The organism is Pandoraea sp. PE-S2R-1 (assembly GCF_002179865.1).
Classification (GTDB): Bacteria; Pseudomonadota; Gammaproteobacteria; order Burkholderiales; family Burkholderiaceae; genus Pandoraea.
Genome location: NZ_NGUR01000016.1, coordinates 13,626 through 33,306 on the forward strand (window position 1 = coordinate 13,626; position 19,681 = coordinate 33,306).

The 19,681-nt window shown below is 60.6% G+C and carries 17 protein-coding genes; 14 read left to right on the top strand and 3 right to left on the bottom strand.

Annotation, left to right across the window (positions count from 1 at the left end; translation table 11 throughout):
* Window positions 1–187: 187 nt before the first annotated feature.
* Window positions 188–1,696 carry a CoA-acylating methylmalonate-semialdehyde dehydrogenase gene (locus CDV44_RS22770; protein ID WP_087690867.1) on the top strand — a complete coding sequence of 503 codons (1,509 nt, stop codon included), beginning with the start codon at window positions 188–190 and terminating at the stop codon, window positions 1,694–1,696.
* Window positions 1,697–1,836: 140 nt separating this feature from the next.
* The gene (locus CDV44_RS22775; protein ID WP_058376605.1) at window positions 1,837–3,471 is read left to right on the top strand and encodes a GMC family oxidoreductase; all 1,635 of its coding nucleotides are present in this window, start codon (window positions 1,837–1,839) and stop codon (window positions 3,469–3,471) included.
* Between the two features lie 62 nt (window positions 3,472–3,533).
* Here CDV44_RS22775 and CDV44_RS22780 read toward each other — a convergent pair whose 3' ends face one another.
* Genes CDV44_RS22780 through CDV44_RS22790 form a run of 3 tightly spaced genes read right to left on the bottom strand, consistent with a single transcriptional unit; the run spans window position 3,534 to window position 6,364 of the window.
* Window positions 3,534–4,379 carry a hypothetical protein gene (locus CDV44_RS22780; protein ID WP_249277675.1) on the bottom strand — a complete coding sequence of 282 codons (846 nt, stop codon included), beginning with the start codon at window positions 4,377–4,379 and terminating at the stop codon, window positions 3,534–3,536.
* Entirely contained in the window at window positions 4,379–5,584 is a 1,206-nt protein-coding gene (locus CDV44_RS22785) for a methyltransferase domain-containing protein (RefSeq protein ID WP_087690869.1), read from the bottom strand. Before CDV44_RS22785 ends, CDV44_RS22780 begins: the two co-directional genes overlap by 1 nt.
* Before the next feature lie 6 nt (window positions 5,585–5,590).
* Window positions 5,591–6,364 carry a phytanoyl-CoA dioxygenase family protein gene (locus tag CDV44_RS22790; protein WP_087690870.1) on the bottom strand — a complete coding sequence of 258 codons (774 nt, stop codon included), beginning with the start codon at window positions 6,362–6,364 and terminating at the stop codon, window positions 5,591–5,593.
* Between the two features lie 587 nt (window positions 6,365–6,951).
* Between CDV44_RS22790 and CDV44_RS22795 the strand changes: the two genes are divergently transcribed.
* The 12 genes from CDV44_RS22795 to CDV44_RS22850 all read left to right on the top strand — a co-directional run bounded on the left by CDV44_RS22795 (window position 6,952) and on the right by CDV44_RS22850 (window position 19,087).
* Window positions 6,952–7,731, top strand: coding sequence for an ABC transporter ATP-binding protein (locus tag CDV44_RS22795; protein ID WP_058376604.1), 780 nt, complete (start codon window positions 6,952–6,954; stop codon window positions 7,729–7,731).
* Between the two features lie 8 nt (window positions 7,732–7,739).
* A complete protein-coding gene (locus CDV44_RS22800; RefSeq protein WP_058376603.1) occupies window positions 7,740–8,489 on the top strand; it encodes an ABC transporter ATP-binding protein in 750 nt (249 codons plus the stop codon).
* Window positions 8,490–8,584: 95 nt separating this feature from the next.
* The gene (locus tag CDV44_RS22805; protein ID WP_087691186.1) at window positions 8,585–9,784 is read left to right on the top strand and encodes an ABC transporter substrate-binding protein; all 1,200 of its coding nucleotides are present in this window, start codon (window positions 8,585–8,587) and stop codon (window positions 9,782–9,784) included.
* Window positions 9,785–9,872: 88 nt separating this feature from the next.
* Window positions 9,873–10,757 carry a branched-chain amino acid ABC transporter permease gene (locus CDV44_RS22810; RefSeq protein ID WP_087690872.1) on the top strand — a complete coding sequence of 295 codons (885 nt, stop codon included), beginning with the start codon at window positions 9,873–9,875 and terminating at the stop codon, window positions 10,755–10,757.
* An 11-nt stretch (window positions 10,758–10,768) separates the two neighbouring features.
* Window positions 10,769–11,767: a branched-chain amino acid ABC transporter permease gene (locus CDV44_RS22815; protein WP_087690874.1), complete on the top strand. Its 999-nt coding sequence runs from the start codon at window positions 10,769–10,771 to the stop codon at window positions 11,765–11,767.
* A gap of 239 nt (window positions 11,768–12,006) precedes the next feature.
* Window positions 12,007–12,303, top strand: coding sequence for a hypothetical protein (locus CDV44_RS22820; protein ID WP_087690876.1), 297 nt, complete (start codon window positions 12,007–12,009; stop codon window positions 12,301–12,303).
* Window positions 12,297–13,076 (top strand): TSUP family transporter, encoded by a 780-nt coding sequence (locus CDV44_RS22825; RefSeq protein ID WP_087690878.1) that lies wholly within the window; start codon window positions 12,297–12,299, stop codon window positions 13,074–13,076. The genes CDV44_RS22820 and CDV44_RS22825 overlap by 7 nt, the downstream gene beginning before the upstream one ends.
* A gap of 174 nt (window positions 13,077–13,250) precedes the next feature.
* Entirely contained in the window at window positions 13,251–14,396 is a 1,146-nt protein-coding gene (locus tag CDV44_RS22830) for an ABC transporter substrate-binding protein (protein ID WP_087690880.1), read from the top strand.
* Window positions 14,397–14,698: 302 nt separating this feature from the next.
* Window positions 14,699–15,136, top strand: a complete 438-nt coding sequence (gene hpaR / locus CDV44_RS22835) for a homoprotocatechuate degradation operon regulator HpaR (protein WP_371328805.1) — start codon at window positions 14,699–14,701, stop codon at window positions 15,134–15,136.
* A 334-nt stretch (window positions 15,137–15,470) separates the two neighbouring features.
* The gene (locus CDV44_RS22840) at window positions 15,471–16,526 is read left to right on the top strand and encodes a branched-chain amino acid ABC transporter permease (RefSeq protein WP_058376596.1); all 1,056 of its coding nucleotides are present in this window, start codon (window positions 15,471–15,473) and stop codon (window positions 16,524–16,526) included.
* 18 nt (window positions 16,527–16,544) lie between these two features.
* Complete coding sequence (locus CDV44_RS22845) at window positions 16,545–18,341, top strand: ATP-binding cassette domain-containing protein (RefSeq protein ID WP_058376595.1); 1,797 nt, start codon at window positions 16,545–16,547, stop codon at window positions 18,339–18,341.
* Complete coding sequence (locus CDV44_RS22850) at window positions 18,341–19,087, top strand: ABC transporter ATP-binding protein (RefSeq protein ID WP_058376594.1); 747 nt, start codon at window positions 18,341–18,343, stop codon at window positions 19,085–19,087. Before CDV44_RS22845 ends, CDV44_RS22850 begins: the two co-directional genes overlap by 1 nt.
* The last annotated feature ends 594 nt before the right edge of the window (window positions 19,088–19,681 follow it).

Here is a 19,681-nt window from a genome sequence, read left to right on the forward strand (position 1 = left end):
CCGCTTCACGCCCCGCAATATAAGGGCATCTTATATTGCTTTTCATAATTTCTCATTGGATCGCACCGCCATCCGGCAGTACGCTAGGCAATCACTTTGGCGGATGGCGTTGTGTTGCGGTGCGGCACAACGTCAATTCAGGCCAGTTTGCCATTCCACGCAGAGACCGGATTCAGGGAAAACCAACATGAGTAGCGCTGATATTGCAACCGTGCAGCACTTCATTGGCGGCCAACAGGTGGCCGGCCGCAGCGAGCGCTTTGCCGATGTGTACAACCCCGCAGAAGGCACCGTGACGGCCCGTGCGGCGCTGGCGAGCGAGGCGGATGTCGATGCCGCGGTCGCCGCAGCAAAGGCGGCCTTGCCTGCGTGGTCGGAAACGGCGCCGCTCAAGCGCGCCCGCGTGCTGTTCAAGTTCAAGGCGCTACTCGACGCGCATCAGGACGACCTCGCCCGGATCATCTCGCGCGAGCACGGCAAGGTGTTTTCCGACGCCCGAGGCGAAGTCACGCGCGGCATCGAGATCGTCGAATACGCGTGCGGCGCACCGCAATTGTTGATGGGCAAGCACAGCGACAACATCGGCGGCGGCATCGACAACTGGCATTTGCGTCAGCCGGTCGGTGTGTGCGCTGGCATCACCCCGTTCAACTTCCCCGCGATGGTGCCGATGTGGATGTTCCCGGTGGCGATCGCGTGCGGCAATACGTTCGTGCTCAAGCCGTCCGAGCGTGACCCGTCGGCGAGTCTGCTGATGGCGGAACTGCTGCGCGAAGCGGGCTTGCCCGATGGCGTGTTCAACGTGGTGCAGGGCGACAAGGTCGCTGTCGATGCGCTGCTCGCGCACCCCGACGTGGAAGCGCTGTCGTTCGTGGGCTCCACGCCGATTGCCGAATACATCTACACGGAAGGCACGCGACGCGGCAAGCGCGTGCAGGCGCTCGGCGGCGCGAAGAACCACCTCGTGGTGATGCCCGATGCCGATCTCGATCAGGCGGTCGATGCGTTGATCGGTGCCGCTTACGGCTCGGCCGGCGAGCGTTGCATGGCGATTTCGGTCGCGGTTGCGGTGGGGCAGGTGGCCGATCGCCTCGTCGAGGCGCTGGTGCCGCGCGTGAAGGCGTTGCGCATTGGGCCGGGTTCCGACGACGCTTCGGAGATGGGCCCTGTCGTCACCGGTGCGCACAAGGCGAAGATCGAGGGTTATATCGCCGAGGGCGTGAAAGCGGGCGCCGAGTTGCTCGTCGATGGTCGCGGCTTGCAGGTGCCGGGGCACGAGAAGGGCTTCTTCATCGGTGGCACGCTGTTCGATCACGTGACGTCCGACATGACGATTTATCGCGAAGAGATTTTCGGGCCGGTGCTTGCGGTGGTGCGTGTGCCGGATCTCGCCGCGGCCATCGAACTCGTCAATGCGCACGAGTACGGCAATGGCGTGTCGTGCTTCACGAGCGATGGCGGCGTGGCGCGTGCGTTCTCGCGTCAGGTGAAGATCGGCATGGTCGGTATCAACGTGCCGATTCCGGTGCCGATGGCGTGGCAATCGTTCGGCGGCTGGAAGCGCTCGTTGTTTGGCGACCATCACGCTTACGGTGAAGAAGGCGTTCGCTTCTATACGCGCTTCAAGAGTGTGATGCAGCGTTGGCCGGACAGCATCGCGAAGGGCGCGGAATTCACCATGCCGGTGGCGAAGTAGCGCGACGGGATAGACTGCGTCACACGACACGATAAAAATGAACCCGGTGGTGGTGGCGGCAGTCCACCACACTCGGGCGCCGCACCAGAGCCGGCGTCGCTATCTGGCGAACGCTGCGCCATCGACGGAGACAGGCGGGAATGAGCAAGCAGGCAGCAAAGGAAGAGACCTTCGATTACGTGATCGTAGGGGCAGGATCGGCCGGCTGCGTGTTGGCCAATCGTCTGACGCAGGACCGTGACGTCAACGTGCTGCTGCTCGAAGCGGGCGGCAAGGACGACTATCACTGGATTCACATTCCCGTCGGCTATCTGTATTGCATCGGCAATCCGCGCACCGACTGGCTCTATCGCACGCAAGCCGAAGCGGGCCTGAACGGCCGCTCGCTCGCGTATCCGCGCGGCCGCGTGCTGGGCGGCAGTTCGTCGATCAACGGCATGATCTACATGCGCGGTCAGCGCGAGGATTACGACGTGTGGGCCGACGCGACCGGCGACGATGGCTGGCGCTGGGACAACGTGTTGCCGCTGTTCAAGCGCAGCGAAGATCACTACAAAGGCGGTTCGGAATTCCACGGCAGCGGCGGTGAATGGCGCGTCGAGAAGCAGCGCCTGTCGTGGCGCGTGCTCGATTCCTTCGCCGATGCCGCCGAGCAAATGGGCATTCCCAAAACGGACGATTTCAATCGCGGCGACAACTTCGGTATCGGCTACTTCGAAGTGAATCAGCGGCGCGGTGTGCGCTGGAGTGCCGCGAAGGGGTTTCTGCGACCGGCCAGCGAGCGACCGAATCTGACGGTGATTACGGGCGCGAGCGTGAGCAAGTTGTTGTTCGAGGGCACGCGTTGCACGGGCGTAGCGTATCGCGGCGGCAATGACGACTACACGGCGCTCGCGCGTGCGGAAGTCATTCTCGCGGCAGGCGCGGTGAATTCGCCGCATCTGCTGGAGGTCTCGGGCATTGGCGATGGCGAGCGTCTGCGTGGTTTCGGTATCGACGTGGTGTCCGATCTGCCCGGTGTCGGCGAGAACTTGCAGGACCATTTGCAACTGCGCACGGTGTACAAGCTGCGCGGCGTCACGACGTTGAATCTCACCGCGAACAGTCTGTGGGGCAAGCTCAAGATCGGCATGCAGTATGCGTTCGCGCAGCGCGGGCCGATGAGCATGGCGCCGTCGCAACTGGGCGCGTTTGCGAAGAGCCGCGAAGACGTGGCGAGGCCAGATCTCGAATATCACGTGCAGCCGCTCTCGCTCGACAAGTTCGGCGAGCCGCTGCACAAGTTCAACGCGTTCACGGCGTCGGTGTGCAACCTGCGCCCGACATCGCGCGGCAATGTGCATTTGACGTCGCCCGACGCGCGCGTGGCACCGGCGATCGCACCACACTACTTGTCGACGGAAGCCGACCTTGCGGTGGCCGCCGATGCCATCAAGCTCACACGTCGCATCGTGGGCGCGCCGGCATTTGCGCGCTACGAGCCGCGCGAGTATCTGCCGGGGCCGTCGTATCAGAGCGATGAGGATCTGAAGCGCGCCGCGGGGGATATCGGCACGACGATCTTCCATCCGGTAGGCACCTGCCGCATGGGACGCGCCGACGATCGCAACGCGGTGGTCGATGCCGAACTTCGCGTGCGCGGCGTGCAGAACCTGCGCGTGGTGGATGCCTCCGTCATGCCGGTGATCACCTCAGGTAACACCAATTCGCCGACGATCATGATTGCCGAGCGTGCGAGCGACATGATTCGCGCGGCGCGCAAAGCAGGGCGGTGAGGAGGCTCACAAACTTTCATAATGGTTCGTCCAGACATACCTTCCGGACGAACCATTACTGTCTAAGCAAACGAAATGTGAATTCCGCAGGCATCATCTCGCTGCTTGATTCCATTTGGACGGGTTGATGTGGTCGCTTCGAAAGTTCGCAGCACTCGCATCAGTGACGGCAAGCCCCGTTCCGTGACGACGTCGAGCGCTTCTTCGCTTGTCATGATTTGATAGGTGTCCCAGATCCGGGACAATCCGTCGCTACCGAGTACGATGTGTGCCGGAGTGTGAATTGTCCTGTGTTCTTCGACGGCGTTGCGCGCGCTGTCGGGATTCAGCGTTAGCGCCGTACCGCATTCGTTGGCTTGTTGCCGGCAACGACGTTGTAGTAGCTGTTCGAGCGTTTGACCTTGAAAGCCGGAAAACGGCTTCCAAGGGTCGTAGTCGAGAGGCAACTGCGGAAGTGGCCACGCGACGTTCATGTCTCGGTAAGCTTTTTTTTGCGACACCAGTGCAAAGCAATCTGCGTAGGAATAGCTATGTAGTTGTAGCTGTCGTGGACTGGTTTGATTGATCTCCAAGATAATCGCGGCTGCCACGGGCCACGCACTTAGTGACGGCGTTTCGCGCGCGTCGATGAGATATTGCTCGCGCAGGATTTGGAGGCCGCGATGAAGTTCCATCATGTCAAATGGCCTTTCGCGGAATTTTGCTTTGAGCAGATCGGCAAGTGCTCGCGCGAGCCATCCAGCATCGGATACGTCTTCGTACGTCGTGAAGGGGGATTCGGTGAGCGTGGATGCACCATCAATCGCCCAAGCCAACAGCGAGTTTTTTCGCGTTAAACATCCCACAACATCTTCGGTTGGGATGGACTCGTAAATACCTTGCGATACCCATTCAACATTTGCTCTCATTATCGTGATTTTCCGGTGGCGGAAAGCGCGAGGTGCAAGGTGCGCAGTCCACAAGAGATGACACGGTCATCCATGTATTCATGGCGAAGTGATCGAGAAATGACTTCTGCTCGCCCGGCATCCAAAAGGTCTTGCTTTACGAGTTCAGTCTTGAATTGCTCGAAGGACAAGTAGACAAGTGCTTTGTGCTCTTTTGCCCAGATGGTCGGCTGGCTAAAGGATGCCTCTCGAATATCGACATCGAGTCCGGAAGCAATAGACCATATATCTTCGATGCAATCGTAATCAATGCCGTTCTTCTTTCCGAGCGCCACGATCGCGGCGTTGGCGTCTTCGAACACTTGTAGGTGCGGCACGCAGAATAGGCTGGTCAACGACGGTTCCTCTATAGCTAACGTTCCGCCTGGGCACAGAAAGGCAACCAGTGATTGAATGATTTCGGCACGCTTGTCGGTGTGCAACAGTGTGAATCTGCATGTGATGAGATCAAAGTACGCGTTCGGGGGGAGCGTATTTTCGAGCCGCCTTACATCGCCGACCTGAAAAGTAAGATTCTGGAGTCCAGATCCGGTGGCGGCGGATGTCGCCAAGGCGATCTGGTTGGCACTGACGTCAAGTCCGAGGACCGTTGATAGGGGGCTGGTTTTTGCTATCCATTGCGCGATCTGCCCGTGGCCACACCCCACGTCTAGAATGCGCCCGGTCGAGGGAACGTACTTGCGTAGAAATTCGATCGTGACCGGGTCGTAGATCTCCGACGTTATTTGAAGCCGTCGGCGATCCAACTCTCCTGTGAGCAACGGATACGAGGTGGAACTTGCGGTTTCCGATGCGATGCAATCCACACTTTTGCAGAAGCTCCAATAGAAATCTGGAAGAGTTTCTGGTCGGTCTGCATTTATGTCGACCCATTGGTAAGCCGTGTGTTCATTACTGAGGACGACGGGTTGGCCGTTGTATTGACAATAGAAAAAGACAAGTAGGACGTGTTTGCCCGGAATGACCTCGCACGACTTGCTTCCGGCATATTTCGGGTCAGACATGTGCAGACCGCATTCCTCTTCCATCTCACGTATCAATGCGACCTCCAAAGCTTCGCCGTAGTCGGGACGTCCTCCAGGCAACTCCAGTTCATTTCTCGGATTTCTGAGAAATAGGACGCCCTTGGGACCTTGCACTATGACTTTGACGCTAATCGGATTCATGTCGGCTCACCCTCTCACGGGGCCGTGGCCTCTTGCGTACGCTGGTTCGGTCGCCAGTTGTCGCTGACGGGGAGTCATCGCGTTCGAGGTGAAAATCGGTGCGTCGCATTCGGCGTGATTCGGCGTGGGCGGTAGCGACACAATCGCGTGATGTGCCAAGGGTTTTCGAAAGTAGGAATGGTTATTCATGTACCGGGCGAACACTGATCGCCGAGTGCGGGAGTTCGTGACCTGATAGGTGCCGTGAACAAGCGCCTCCGAGAAAACCAGCGCGTCCCCGGCGTTGAGAAATACGTGTCGTAGCAACGTGTTGTTCGAGGCGTCCCTGAAACGATCTGGCACTGGGAAATTGGCACGATGTGAACCGGGAATGCAGCAGAAGTGATTCTCGGTCGCTGTAACGTCAGAGACAGCGTACTGAACCGCCATTAGCCCACTGTGAATCCGTTGATTCCGTACCCAGTAATAGATACCTTCATCAAACATGTCCGCCTCGTGATGAAGGTTGCCACCACTGCTGACGAATCGCTCGTCCGCACAGAACATATGGTCAAGTCGGAATTTCGATCGATATACCGAAGCTAGAAATGAATAGACAGCGTCAAGATCAATCAGGGCGCGCCACTCCTCTCCCCAATCGAAATCGACGTCGTGCAATAGGCGCGAAGTCAGATGTTCTGTCCAAAACGTCTGAAGACGTTGCAGGTGGGGGGCTGCTATCGCTCGAGGAATGACGACGTATCCGTTGAGATCGAATTCATAGATATGTTCAGGATTCATTTCTTATCGCCCAAGTTCGTTGTTGAGGAACTTCGATGCTGTCACGTGGACGCTGGCGGTTGATTGGCGTTATTCCGAATCTCGGCTCAGTTTGGCGGGGGAGTGAGCGGATTTCGAAAAGTCGGCGGGTAATACCGATAATTTGGCAGCGATACGGATTCCGGATTTCCAGACTCGCCGCCAAAACTTACGTAGTAATACCTAATGTTGGTCGAGCACCCTGCTGCGCGCTCATCGACTTTAGCTATCGCACCTGCATTTGCGTGTGCCGCAAAAGCCTTATGCCACAAGGCCGGGAGAGGTGCGTGCGCATTGTTACCGAGTGGTCTGCAACACGTGCAGACATGCGTGTTTCAGGCGGTGCGAAGCCTAGTGCAAATCCCAATGATCGCGTTGCAGCAATCCGCCCACAATAACGTTTCCCTATGTGCGACCGAACCAAGAATTCGGCGCGACGCGAGGGACGCGAGAGATTCGTCGGGCAACGCAAATGACAGCGTCACCTGAGTGCCTCGCGGTTGTCACAGACGATGGTGCCGGGGCCAACCAATCGCCTCACACCGCCAACCAGGAATGTGGCAGGAGACATGGCGAACAACGATTACATTCTCGAAACCCGCGGACTCACCAAAGAGTTTCGTGGCTTCACCGCCGTGAACGGGGTCGACCTGCGCGTTGCGCGCGGCACCATTCACGCACTCATCGGGCCGAATGGCGCAGGCAAGACGACCTGCTTCAACCTGCTCACCAAATTCCTCGTGCCGAGCGCCGGCACCATCACGTTCAACGGCGAAGACATCACGCGTGAAGCGCCCGCACAGATCGCGCGGCGCGGCATCATTCGCTCGTTCCAGATCTCTGCCGTGTTCCCGCACTTGTCGGTGCTGGAGAACGTGCGCATCGGCCTGCAACGCAACCTCGGCACGGCATTTCACTTCTGGCGCAGCAGCGATTCGCTGCATCAGCTCGATGCACGTGCCATGGAGTTGCTCGCCGAAGTCGGACTCACCGAATTCGCTCACACTCTCACCGTCGAGTTGCCCTACGGCCGCAAGCGTGCGTTGGAAATCGCCACCACACTTGCTATGGAACCCGAACTAATGTTGCTCGATGAACCCACGCAAGGCATGGGTCACGAAGACGTGGATCGCGTGACGGCACTCATCAAGAAGGTGTCGGTCGGCCGCACGATTCTGATGGTCGAACACAACATGAACGTGGTGGCCGGCATCTCCGACACCATCACCGTGCTGCAACGCGGTGAGGTGCTCGCCGAAGGGCCGTATCACGAAGTCTCGAAGAATCCGCAAGTGATGGAAGCCTATATGGGCACCGCGGACAGCGAATTGCAGGGAGCCCACGGGTGAGGACGGCTATGTACGGTAACGGCGGCGGCAATGTGCCCGCACTCGAAGTCGAAGGACTGCAAGCCTGGTACGGCGAATCGCACATCCTGCACGGCGTGGATCTGACCGTGGGCCGTGGCGAAGTCGTCACGCTGCTCGGTCGCAACGGTGCGGGCCGCACCACCACGCTGCGCGCGATCATGGGCCTGACCGGGCAGCGTCAGGGCTCGATTCGTGTGGCCGGCGAAGAAACGATTCATCTGCCGACCTATAAGGTCGCGCATCACGGCGTGGGCTACTGCCCCGAGGAACGTGGCATCTTCGCGAGCCTGTCGTGCGAAGAGAACCTGATGCTGCCGCCATATATCGGCATGCGCGGCAATCGGCGCGAAGACGGCGGCAAGGGCATGTCGATCGAAGAGATCTACGACATGTTCCCCAACCTGAAGGAGCGTCGCCATAGTCAGGGCACGCGACTCTCGGGCGGCGAACAACAGATGCTGGCCGTCGCGCGCATTCTGCGCACGGGCGCGAATCTGCTGCTGCTCGACGAGATCTCGGAAGGTCTCGCACCGGTCATCGTGCAGACACTCGCCCGCATGATTACCACGCTCAAATCGCGGGGTTACACGATCGTGATGGTCGAACAGAATTTCCGTTTTGCAGCACCGCTTGCCGATCGCTTCTATGTGATGGAGCACGGCAAGATCGTGGAGCGCTTTGGCGCGCCCGAGCTGGAAACGAAGATGCCGGTGCTGCACGAATTGTTGGGCGTATGAGGTGAGCTACCCGGCGCGTTGCCGTGCGCTGCATGGCGCGCACGCCGGGCGATGGACCCAGGCGATATAAATCCACGAAGGAGACGAAGATGACGATGCGGATGAAGGCGTTGGCGGTTGCGGCTGCGATCGGTTTTGCGGCAATGGCCTCGCAGGCCCAGGCCGATGGCAACACGGTGAAGATCGGTTTCATTACCGACATGTCGGGTCTGTACACCGATATCGACGGACAAGGCGGTGCGGAAGCCATCAAGATGGCGATCTCCGACTTCGGCGGCAAGGTGCTCGGCAAGCCGATCGAACTGGTCACGGCCGATCACCAGAACAAGGCCGACGTGGCCGCGTCGAAAGCCCGCGAATGGTTCGATCGCGGCGGCGTCGACATGCTCATCGGCGGTACCAACTCGGGTACCGGCCTCGCGATGAACAAGGTCTCGGCCGAGAAGAAGAAGGTCTACATCAACGTGGGTGCCGGCTCGGACGCCCTCACCAACGATCAGTGCCAGCCGTACGGCGTGCACTACGCGTACGACACCGTCGCACTCGCACGCGGCACCGGCTCGGCCGTGGTCAAGGCGGGCGGCAAGTCGTGGTTCTTCCTGACCGCCGACTATGCGTTCGGTCACGCGCTGGAGAAGGCAACCGTCGACGTGGTCAAGGCCAACGGCGGCACGGTCAAGGGCGCGGTCCGTCACCCGCTGTCGGCCTCGGACTTCTCGTCGTATCTGTTGCAGGCGCAGTCGTCGAATGCACAGGTGCTGGGTCTGGCCAACGCCGGTGGCGACACCATCAACGCGATCAAGGCCGCCAAGGAATTCGGCATCAAGAACAAGATGCAGATCGCCGGTCTGCTGGTGTTCATCAACGACATTCACTCGCTCGGTCTGGACAACACCGAAGGCATGTATCTGACGGACAGCTGGTACTGGGACAAGGACGACAAGACCCGTGCCTTCGCCAAGCGCTACTTCGACAAGATGCGCAAGATGCCGTCGAGCCTGCAAGCGGGTGACTACTCGGCCACGATGACGTATCTGAAGGCTGTGCAGGCCGCCGGCAGCACCGACGCCGACAAGGTCATGGACGAGCTGCACAAGATCAAGATCGACGACATGTACAGCAAGGGCTACATCCGCAAGGACGGCACGATGGTCCACGACATGTACCTGATGCAAGTGAAGTCGAAGAAGGAATCGAAAGAGCCGTGGGACTACTACAAGGTCGTCGCGACGATTCCGGGCGACAAGGCGTTCACCACCGTGGCGGAATCGACCTGCCCGTTGATGAAGAAGTAAGCCGGGTTCGCATCGTCATCTGACAGTGCACTGAAAAGCGGCGGGACGTGTGTCCCGTCGCGGTCTTTCTCCCAGAGAATCGATTTCGATGGAATTACTAGGCATCCCCCTGCCGGCGCTGTTGAGCCAACTGCTGCTGGGACTGGTGAATGGCTCGTTTTACGCCATGCTGAGTCTTGGCCTGGCGGTGATTTTCGGTCTGCTCAACGTGATCAACTTCGCGCATGGCGCGTTGTTCATGCTGGGTGCCATGCTCGCCTGGATGGGCGGCAACTATCTTGGCCTCAATTACTGGGTCATGCTGATTCTCGCCCCGATCGTGGTGGGCATTATCGGCATCATCATCGAGCGCACGATGCTGCGCTGGATTTACAAGCTCGATCACCTCTACGGGTTGCTGCTCACGTTCGGTATCACGCTCGTACTCGAAGGCGTGTTCCGCTCGATGTTCGGTGTGTCCGGGCAGCCTTACGACGCGCCGGAAGCGCTCTCGGGCGCGACCAATCTCGGCTTCATGTTCATGCCGAACTATCGCGGCTGGGTCGTGGTGGCTTCGCTGATCGTGTGCTTCGCCACATGGTTCGTGATCGAGAAGACGAAGATCGGCGCGTATCTGCGGGCCGGCACGGAAAACCCGAAGCTCGTTGAAGCGTTCGGCGTGAATGTGCCGCTCATGATCACGCTGACGTACGGCTTCGGTGTCGGGCTGGCCGCATTTGCGGGCGTGCTCGCCGCGCCGGTCATCCAGATCTCGCCGCTGATGGGCCAGTCGATGATCATCACCGTGTTCGCCGTGGTCGTGATCGGCGGCATGGGCTCGATCATGGGGTCGATCATCACCGGTCTGATGTTGGGTGTGATCGAAGGCTTCACCAAGGTGTTCTACCCGGAAGCGTCGGCGACCGTGGTGTTCGTGATCATGGTGATCGTGCTGCTGCTGCGCCCGGCAGGGCTGTTCGGCAAACAAAAGTAAGGGGCACAGCAATGCAACATCGTATGCAACAACGGGTGCTCTATGCGCTCTTGCTACTGGCGCTGATCGCGGCGCCGTTTGCCGGGGCGTATCCGGTCTTCGTCATGAAGGTGCTGTGCTTCGCGCTGTTCGCCTGTGCGTTCAATCTGCTGTTGGGTTTTACGGGACTGCTGTCGTTCGGGCACGCCGCGTTCTTCGGCAGCGCAGGGTATGTGACGGGCTACGCGATTCGCAACCTCGGCTTCACGCCGGAAGTCGGCATTCTTGCCGGCATGGTGGCGGGCGCGGCGCTGGGGCTGGTGATCGGTTTGCTGGCGATCCGGCGTCAGGGCATCTACTTCGCGATGATCACGCTGGCACTCGCACAGATGCTGTACTTCCTGTGTCTGCAAGCGCCGTTCACGGGCGGGGAAGACGGTCTGCAAGGCGTGCCGCGCGGCAGCCTGTTCGGTGTGTTGCCGCTCGACTCGGACCTCACGCTGTACTACGTGGTGCTGGCGATCTGCGCGCTGGGTTTCCTGCTCATCATGCGTGTGGTGCACTCGCCGTTCGGTCAGGTGCTCAAGGCGATCAAGGAGAACGAGCCGCGCGCCATTTCGCTGGGTTACGACGTCGACCGGTTCAAGCTGCTGGCGTTTGTTTTGTCAGCCACGCTGGCAGCCCTCGCGGGGTCGACCAAGACGGTGGTGCTGGGCTTCGAGACGCTGACCGACGTGCACTGGACGATGTCGGGCATGGTGATTCTGATGACGCTCGTCGGCGGCCTCGGCACGATGCTCGGACCGGTGGTCGGTGCGGTGCTGATCATCGTGCTGGAGAACAAGCTGGGCGACATCGGTAACTGGCTCGCTACCGCAACGGGTGTGACTTGGTTCCAGACGCTCGGCGAGTCGGTGACGATCGTCATCGGCGCGATCTTCATCATCTGCGTGCTGGCGTTCCGGCGCGGGCTGGTGGGGGAGTTGATCGCGCGCAGCAAGTTCTTCCGGCGCGTGGCGCAGCAGTCATGACGGCAGGCGGAAGCCGGGGGATTGCACCGAAGTGGGGCGTCTAGCCATACCCCCGGCGCCACCCCGGCGCACGAATGTCGGAAAAATGCCCATTCGTAGGGGTAAATGCTGACTTGTGGTGCATTGGGTGCTCCTTTATTCTCACCCCTAGTTCGCGTCACAGCAGGATATAGGGGCGAGGAACGAGGAGACAATAAGCGCGATAACGCGCACCGCCAAAAAGGAAGCGCTGTTGGAGAATGCTCCAACAGCGCTTTTTTATATTGTGCTTCGATATCGTGCTTTTCATTGCGCTCCACGTCGCGTTTCACGTCTCGCCGCATGCCGCGCTGGCTTTCGCGCTGTTCTCCACAGCGTTCGCCGCAATATTCCTTGTGATTCCCATTCTGACGCCGGTCATTCCCGGCGCGTGCTTTCCTTCCCCCATGCTTCACGTCATGCCTCGCATTGCTTTGGTCATTGGTTCGCTCGTTGCTCCGCTCATTGCTCCGCTCATTGCCCCGTTTAACGTTGGCTCAGGGCGGCCGTCATGCTGAGCTCGCTCGCGCTCCCTGATCTCCTGATGCTCGCTGGCGGGGCGTTTCTCGCCGGTCTCGTGGATGCCGTCGTGGGCGGTGGCGGACTCATCGCCGTGCCCACGCTCTTCGCCGTCTTTCCCAACGCCGCGCCACCGCTGTTGCTGGGCACCAACAAGATGGCCGGTGTCTGGGGCACTGCGTCGGCGGCGTGGCGTTTCGCGCGCGGCGTGCAACTGCGCTGGGCGATCCTGCTGCCCGCGACGGTCACGGCGTTCGTCTTCTCGTTCTGCGGCGCTTTCGCCGTCACCCATCTGCCCGCCGATGCGCTGCGCAAGCTGCTGCCGTTCGTGCTGGTTGGCGTGGCGATCTACACCCTGCGCAAGAAGGATTTCGGGACCGTACACGCGCCTGTCAAAGGTGGCACGGGGGTCACCCTTGCCGCAGTGGGCGTGGGGGCGGCTATCGGCTTCTACGACGGTTTCTTCGGCCCGGGCACGGGCAGCTTTCTCGTGTTCCTGTTCGTGCGGCTGTTCGGACAGGATTTCGTCAATGCGTCGGCGTCCTCGAAGATCGTCAACGTGGCGACGAATCTGGCCGCATTGCTGCTCTTCGGCATGGGCGGCCACGTGTGGTGGCAGCTCGGGCTGGGTATGGCCGTGATGAATGTGCTGGGCAGTCAGATCGGCAGTCGTCTGGCACTGCGGCACGGTGTCGGTTTCGTGCGCCGGATGTTCCTTTGTGTGGTTGGCGTATTGATCCTGAAGACGGGTTACGATGCCTTCCTGCGCTAGGTTTTGCCCTTCGCAGTGCAACATGCCGGGAAAACCCCTTGTGGCAATTGCCACATTTGGGGAAACCGCACTTTACGAGACGGTACGGGTGCCCGTAAGATGGGCGGCAATTCACCGACTGAGCGGTCGGTTAATGTAAGAAGAACGAATTCGAAATTTTGTGAGGAGACCCAAATGAAACTGAAGTTGCTGTGCATGGCATCGGCGATGATGCTGGCTGCGGGCGTCGCGCACGCTCAAGTGAAGATTGGCGTGTCGCTGTCGGCGACGGGTCCGGCGGCATCGCTGGGCATCCCCGAGAAGAACACGATCGCGCTGATGCCGAAGACGATCGCAGGGCAGACGGTGCAGTACATCGTGCTCGACGATGCGACCGACACCACGACCGCCGTCAAGAACATGCGCAAGCTCATCAGCGAAGATCACGTCGACGCCGTGCTCGGCTCGACGGTCACGCCGAACTCGCTGGCGATGGTCGACGTGGCTGCGGAAACGCAGACGCCGGTGATCTCGATGGCCGCAGGGGCTGCCATCGTCGAACCGATGGATGCCAAGCGTGCCTGGTCGTTCAAGACGCCGCAGAACGACATCTTGATGGCCACCGCCATTGCCAAGCACATGGCTGACACCGGCGTGAAGACTGCCGCGTTCATCGGCTTCTCGGATGCGTACGGCGAAGGCTGGTACAAGGAATTCCTGAAGGCCGCCGACCTGAACAAGATCAAGATCGTCGCCAACGAGCGCTTCAACCGCGCCGATACGTCGGTGACCGGTCAGACGCTCAAGATCATGGGCGCGAACCCCGACGCCGTGCTGATCGCCGGTTCGGGCACGCCGGCCGCACTGCCGCAACGCTCGCTCAAGGAGCGCGGCTACAAGGGCAAGCTGTACCAGACGCACGGTGTGGCCAACAACGACTTCCTGCGCGTGTGCGGCAAGGACTGCGAAGGCACGTTCCTGCCGGCGGGCCCGCTGCTCGTCGTCGACCAACTGCCGGCGGACAACCCGGTGAAGAAGTCGGCTGCCGCGTACAAGGCCACTTACGAGAAGGCCTACGGCGCCGGTTCGATCTCGACCTTCGGCGGCCACGCCTGGGACGGCGGTCTGCTGCTGCAAACGGCCATTCCGGTCGCGCTCAAGAAAGCCAAGCCGGGCACCCCGGAATTCCGCGCCGCACTGCGTGAAGCGCTGGAAAACGTGAAGGAAATGCCGGGCACCGCCGGTATCTTCAACATGAGCAAAAACGACCACAACGGTCTGGACCAACGCTCGCGCGTTATGGTGCAAATCGTCGACGGCAAGTGGAAATTGGCGAACTGATACGCCGCGGGGCTGCCTATAGCACACAGGCATGCTCCGCTTTCTCATCTGCGGTATCTGCGCCCGGCGTGAGTTTGGGCGGAAGAACGGGCGTTCGCGCCCGTTTTTTTTGAGCGTGGTAGTTTCGCGCTTCGCAAAGAGTCGGCAGGACATGCGAAACGAGCGGCACATGAGAGGCCGCGTTGTCCCAACCTGATCGCCGCAGCCGGGGGGCTGTCCGCGCGATCCTTTCGAGCGTAAATCCATGACGGGTGAATTCGAGCACCGCAATTCTGGTGTTGTTGCAGTCGCGTGAAGCGGTGATGGGGCTGTTCCGGCCCTTGCTCAATCGTTACGACATCACCGAGCAGCAATGGCGCGTGATCCGTACCGTAAATGACAGTGAATCGGGGGAGATGGAAATCGGGCAGGTGGCACGCGAGTGCTGCATTTTGAGCCCGAGCCTGTCGGGCATGCTGGAGCGTATGGAGGCCGCCGGCCTCATTCTGCGCAAGCGCGTGTCTTCCGATCAACGCCGGGTGATGGTGTCGCTGACACCGGCGAGCCGGGCGTTGTGCAAGAAGCTCGGCCCGTTGGTCGAAGAGCGATACGGCTATCTGGAAGACAAGGTCGGGCGCGACACGCTCGCCGAAATCTACCGCTTGCTTGACGTGGTGCGCGAGGCGTTGCCGCCCGAAGTGCTGGCCGACGCACCATCGCTGCCGGCCAAACCGCGCCGCCGCCGCAAGGCTGCGCCTTGATTTGTACGCATATGTGTTGCCGGACGTTGGGGTGTAAAGCCCTAATGTCCGTGGTGGTTGGTTGACGTTGTCCGGGGTTATCGACGCAGGCGGGGTGCCTGACCGGTCGATTTATGAAGGGCGGGTGACAAGGAGACGGGCGTTATCTCAGTAGTCACCCGGGTTTTACCAATGCATAACCGTTTATACAATTCATAATTCGCTGCATCACTCCTTGGAGACCGGGAGGATGTGTCGAAGTGAAGGGGAACGGGGCGGCAGCGCGCCGCGCCGTGCATCACACCGGCTGTCTCGCCAGCCGGTTCAAGAAGTACTCAAACGAAGTGAGAGGAGCATGGATCTTTCGATTGCCGCCATCCTGGCGCAGGACGGCATCACTACGGGTGCGATTTATGCCTTGCTGGCATTGGCCCTCGTACTGGTGTTCTCCGTTACCCGCGTCATCTTTATTCCGCAGGGCGAGTTCGTGTCGTATGGCGCACTCACGCTCGCGGCCCTGCAAACCCAGAAATTCCCGCTGACCAGCTGGCTGCTCGTGGCCATGGGCGTGTGCACGTTCATCGTGGAGACGGCCGGTGTGTTGCGCCATAGCGAACGCCGCAAGCTCGCGGGCCGACTGGTGCCGGTGCTGGCGGGCAAGTATCTGGTGTTCCCGATTGCCGTGTTCTTCGTGGTGAAGGCGCTGGCACCGATGACGCTGCCGATGCTCGTGCAGATCGCCATCACGCTGCTGCTGGTCGTGCCGATGGGCCCGATGCTCTATCGCCTGGCCTATCAGCCGCTGGCCGAAGCGAGCACGCTGCTGCTGCTGATCGTCTCGGTGGGCGTGCACTTTGCGCTGACCGGGCTGGGTCTGGTGATGTTCGGGGCCGAAGGCTCGCGCACGCAACCGTTCTCGGATGCCAGCTACAACATCGGCTCGGTGATGATCTCGGGCCAGAGTCTGTGGGTGCTCGGGGTGTCGGTGGTCATGATTCTGGCGCTGTACTTCTACTTCGACCGTTCGCTCTCGGGCAAGGCACTGCGCGCAACCGCCGTGAATCGTCTGGGCGCGCGCCTGGTCGGTATCGGCACCGTGCAGGCCGGCCGATTGGCGTTCACGCTGGCGGCGGCACTGGGTGTGCTGTGCGGCATTCTGATTGCGCCGATCACGACCATCTATTACGAGTCGGGCTTCCTGATCGGTCTGAAGGGCTTCGTGGGCGCGATCATCGGTGGTCTGGTGAGTTACCCGGTCGCGGCGCTCGGCGCCATTCTCGTGGGCCTGCTTGAGTCGTACTCGTCGTTCTGGGCGAGTGCGTACAAAGAGGTCATCGTGTTCACGATGATCCTTCCGGTGCTGCTGTGGCTGTCGCTCACAAGCAAGCACGTGGAAGAGGACGAGGAATAAGCCGGGGCGGACCACAGAATGAAAAACAAATACTTCCTGATTTTTCTGGTGCTACTGGCCGTGTTGCCGGTACTGCCTGCGCCGGTACGTCTGCCCGAATACTGGGTGACGCTGCTCAATTACATCGGCCTCTACAGCATCGTGGCCATCGGTCTGGTCTTGCTCACGGGCGTGGCCGGCATGACGTCGTTCGGGCAGGCCGCTTTCGTCGGCTTGGGTGCCTATGCGACGGCTTATCTGACGACGGCCTACGGCGCATCGCCGTGGCTCGGTCTGGTGGTCGGCATTGTCATCACGGCCGCTGCGGCGCTCGTGATCGGCGCGATCACCATGCGTCTGTCGGGTCACTTCCTGCCGCTCGGTACGATCGCGTGGGGTCTGGCGCTGTACTACCTGTTCGGCAACCTCGAGTTCCTCGGCAAGTACGACGGCCTGAACGACATTCCGACCATCAACGTGTTCGGTGTCGAGCTGGCGAGCGGCCGTCAGATGTTCTATCTGATCTGGGTCGTGGTGGTGCTGGCGGTGGTGTCGGTCAAGAACCTGCTGGATTCGCGTCAGGGCCGTGCGATTCGCGCGCTCAAGGGTGGCGGCGTGATGGCCGAAGCCATGGGCGTGAACACCGCGTGGATGAAGGTGGTGGTGTTTGTCTACGCCGCCGTGCTCGCCGCGATTTCGGGCTGGCTGTACGCGCACTTGCAACGTGCGGTGAACCCGACGCCGTTCAACCTGAACCACGGCATCGAGTACCTGTTCATGGCGGTGGTGGGCGGTGTCTCGCACGTCTGGGGTGCAGTGCTTGGCGCGGCCATCCTGACGGTGCTCAAGGACTACCTGCAAAACATCCTGCCGGTGTTGCTGGGTGCTAACGGCAACTTCGAGACGATCGTCTTCGGGGTGCTGCTGGTGTTGCTGCTGCAATACGCACGCGATGGCGTGTGGCCGTTCTTCGCGAAGATCTTCCCGGCACGCCGCGTGGCCCGAGCGCCTGAGCAAGCGGACGCGCTGGGCCATCGCGCCAAGCCGGCCGTGGGTGAAGTGGTGCTCAAGCTGGAGAAAGCGCGCAAGGAGTTTGGCGGGCTGGTGGCGGTCAACGATGTGTCGTTCGAAGTGAAGGCCGGTGAAATCGTCGGCCTGATCGGCCCGAACGGCGCGGGCAAGTCGACCACGTTCAATCTTGTGACCGGCGTGTTGCAGGCCACGCGCGGCGAGATTTCGTTCCTCGGCGAGCGTATCGATCGTCTGCCGTCGCGTGAGATCGTCAAGCGCGGGATCGGCCGGACCTTCCAGCACGTGCGGTTGATGCCGCATATGAGCGTGCTGGAGAACGTGGCGATCGGCGCGTATCTGCGTGACAAGAACGGTCTGCGCCGTCGTCCGCAGGGCGGTGTGTGGTCGAGCGTGCTGCGTCTGGACCGCCACGAAGAAGCCATGCTGCTGCACGAAGCCGCGAAGCAGATCGAGCGTGTGGGCCTTGGCGCGCACATGTACGACGAAGCGGGCAGTCTCGCGCTGGGGCAGCAACGGATTCTGGAAATTGCGCGCGCCCTGGCGTGCGATCCGACGCTGCTGCTGCTCGATGAGCCGGCCGCTGGCTTGCGTTACAAAGAGAAGCAGGCGCTGGGCGATTTGCTGCGCAAGCTCAAAGATGAAGGCATGAGCGTGCTGCTGGTCGAGCACGACATGGATTTCGTGATGAACCTGACCGATCACCTGGTGGTGATGGAGTTCGGCACCAAGATCGCCGAGGGGCTGCCCGAAGACGTGCAGAAGAACCCGGCGGTGCTCGAGGCGTACCTCGGAGGAGTGGAGTGATGGCAGAGGCGATTCTGGAGGTCAAGGACCTGGCGGTAGCCTACGGCAAGGTCGAGGCAGTACATGGGGCACACCTGCGCGTGGAAGCCGGTCAGATCGTCACGGTGATCGGTCCGAACGGCGCAGGCAAGTCGAGCATGCTCAACGCGATCATGGGCGCGCTGCCGCACAACGGTTCGAGCCGCGGCAGCGTGGCGTACCTCGGGCACGAGATGTCGGCGCTGAGTATCGAGACGCGCGTGGCGCGCGGCATGTGTCTGGTGCCGGAGAAGCGCGAGTTGTTCTCGACGATGACGGTCGAAGACAACCTGCTGCTCGGCGCATACCGCCGCAAGAAGGCCGGGGAGAAGAACTTCCTCGACCAGATGGAAGTGGTCTACGCGCTGTTTCCGCGCCTGAAAGAGCGCCGTGTGCAGCAGGCCGGCACGCTATCGGGCGGTGAGCGCCAGATGCTGGCGGTGGGCCGCGCGCTGATGGCCAAGCCGCAACTGCTGATGCTCGACGAGCCGAGCCTGGGGCTCGCGCCGCTGATCGTGAAGGAAATCTTCCACATCATCAACGACTTGCGCAAGACCGGCGTGGCAACGCTGCTGATCGAGCAGAACGCCCGTGCAGCCTTGCAGGTGGCCGACTACGGTTACGTGATCGAGACTGGTGAGCTGGCGCTGGAAGGCCCCGCACAAGAGCTGGCAAGCAACCCGAAGGTGATCGAGACGTATCTGGGGCTTGCAAAGAAGGCTGCCTGATACTCGTAATCGGGCACGCTATCGATGCCCGGCCGAAGCGGCGTTGCTGCCGATGTTGAATAAGAAACCCGCCCCCGGCGGGTTTTTTTATGGGCGCGTGTTGGGGGCGAGTCGTGAGGGTGGCGAGGGGTGAACGGTCGGCTTTTCGGTGGTCGCGAAGGGCGATGAAAGATTGTCGCGAATATGATCCGGCCCCAATTTTGAGATGCTCCATAAAGCGAGTTATCCACGACAACGAGAACTCACTTATTCACAGTTGCTTGTGGATAGTTATGCAACGCGCAAATCTATGGCGCACTGCCGCAATAAGGGGTTCGGCGATTTTTACGATTTTCGAGTGAATTCGTCGCTTAGGGTTATCCACAGAAAAGCAATTTCTTGTTTGCGGTTTAGCGAGGGGGGAGGTGGTGTGGATAACGGGGCGTGTCTCCCCACTTTGTTCGACGAAATTGCGGTGCCAAAGTATTTGGTTTTGGCGAACGCGATTGCGGTTTTTCGTGTCCGCCGACTCGGTTAAACGAAAGCGAGTGATGTCTGGTGGGGGAGAGATTTTTGCGTGTCCGGTGTTTCACGTGGAACGCGCGATGCTGTGGT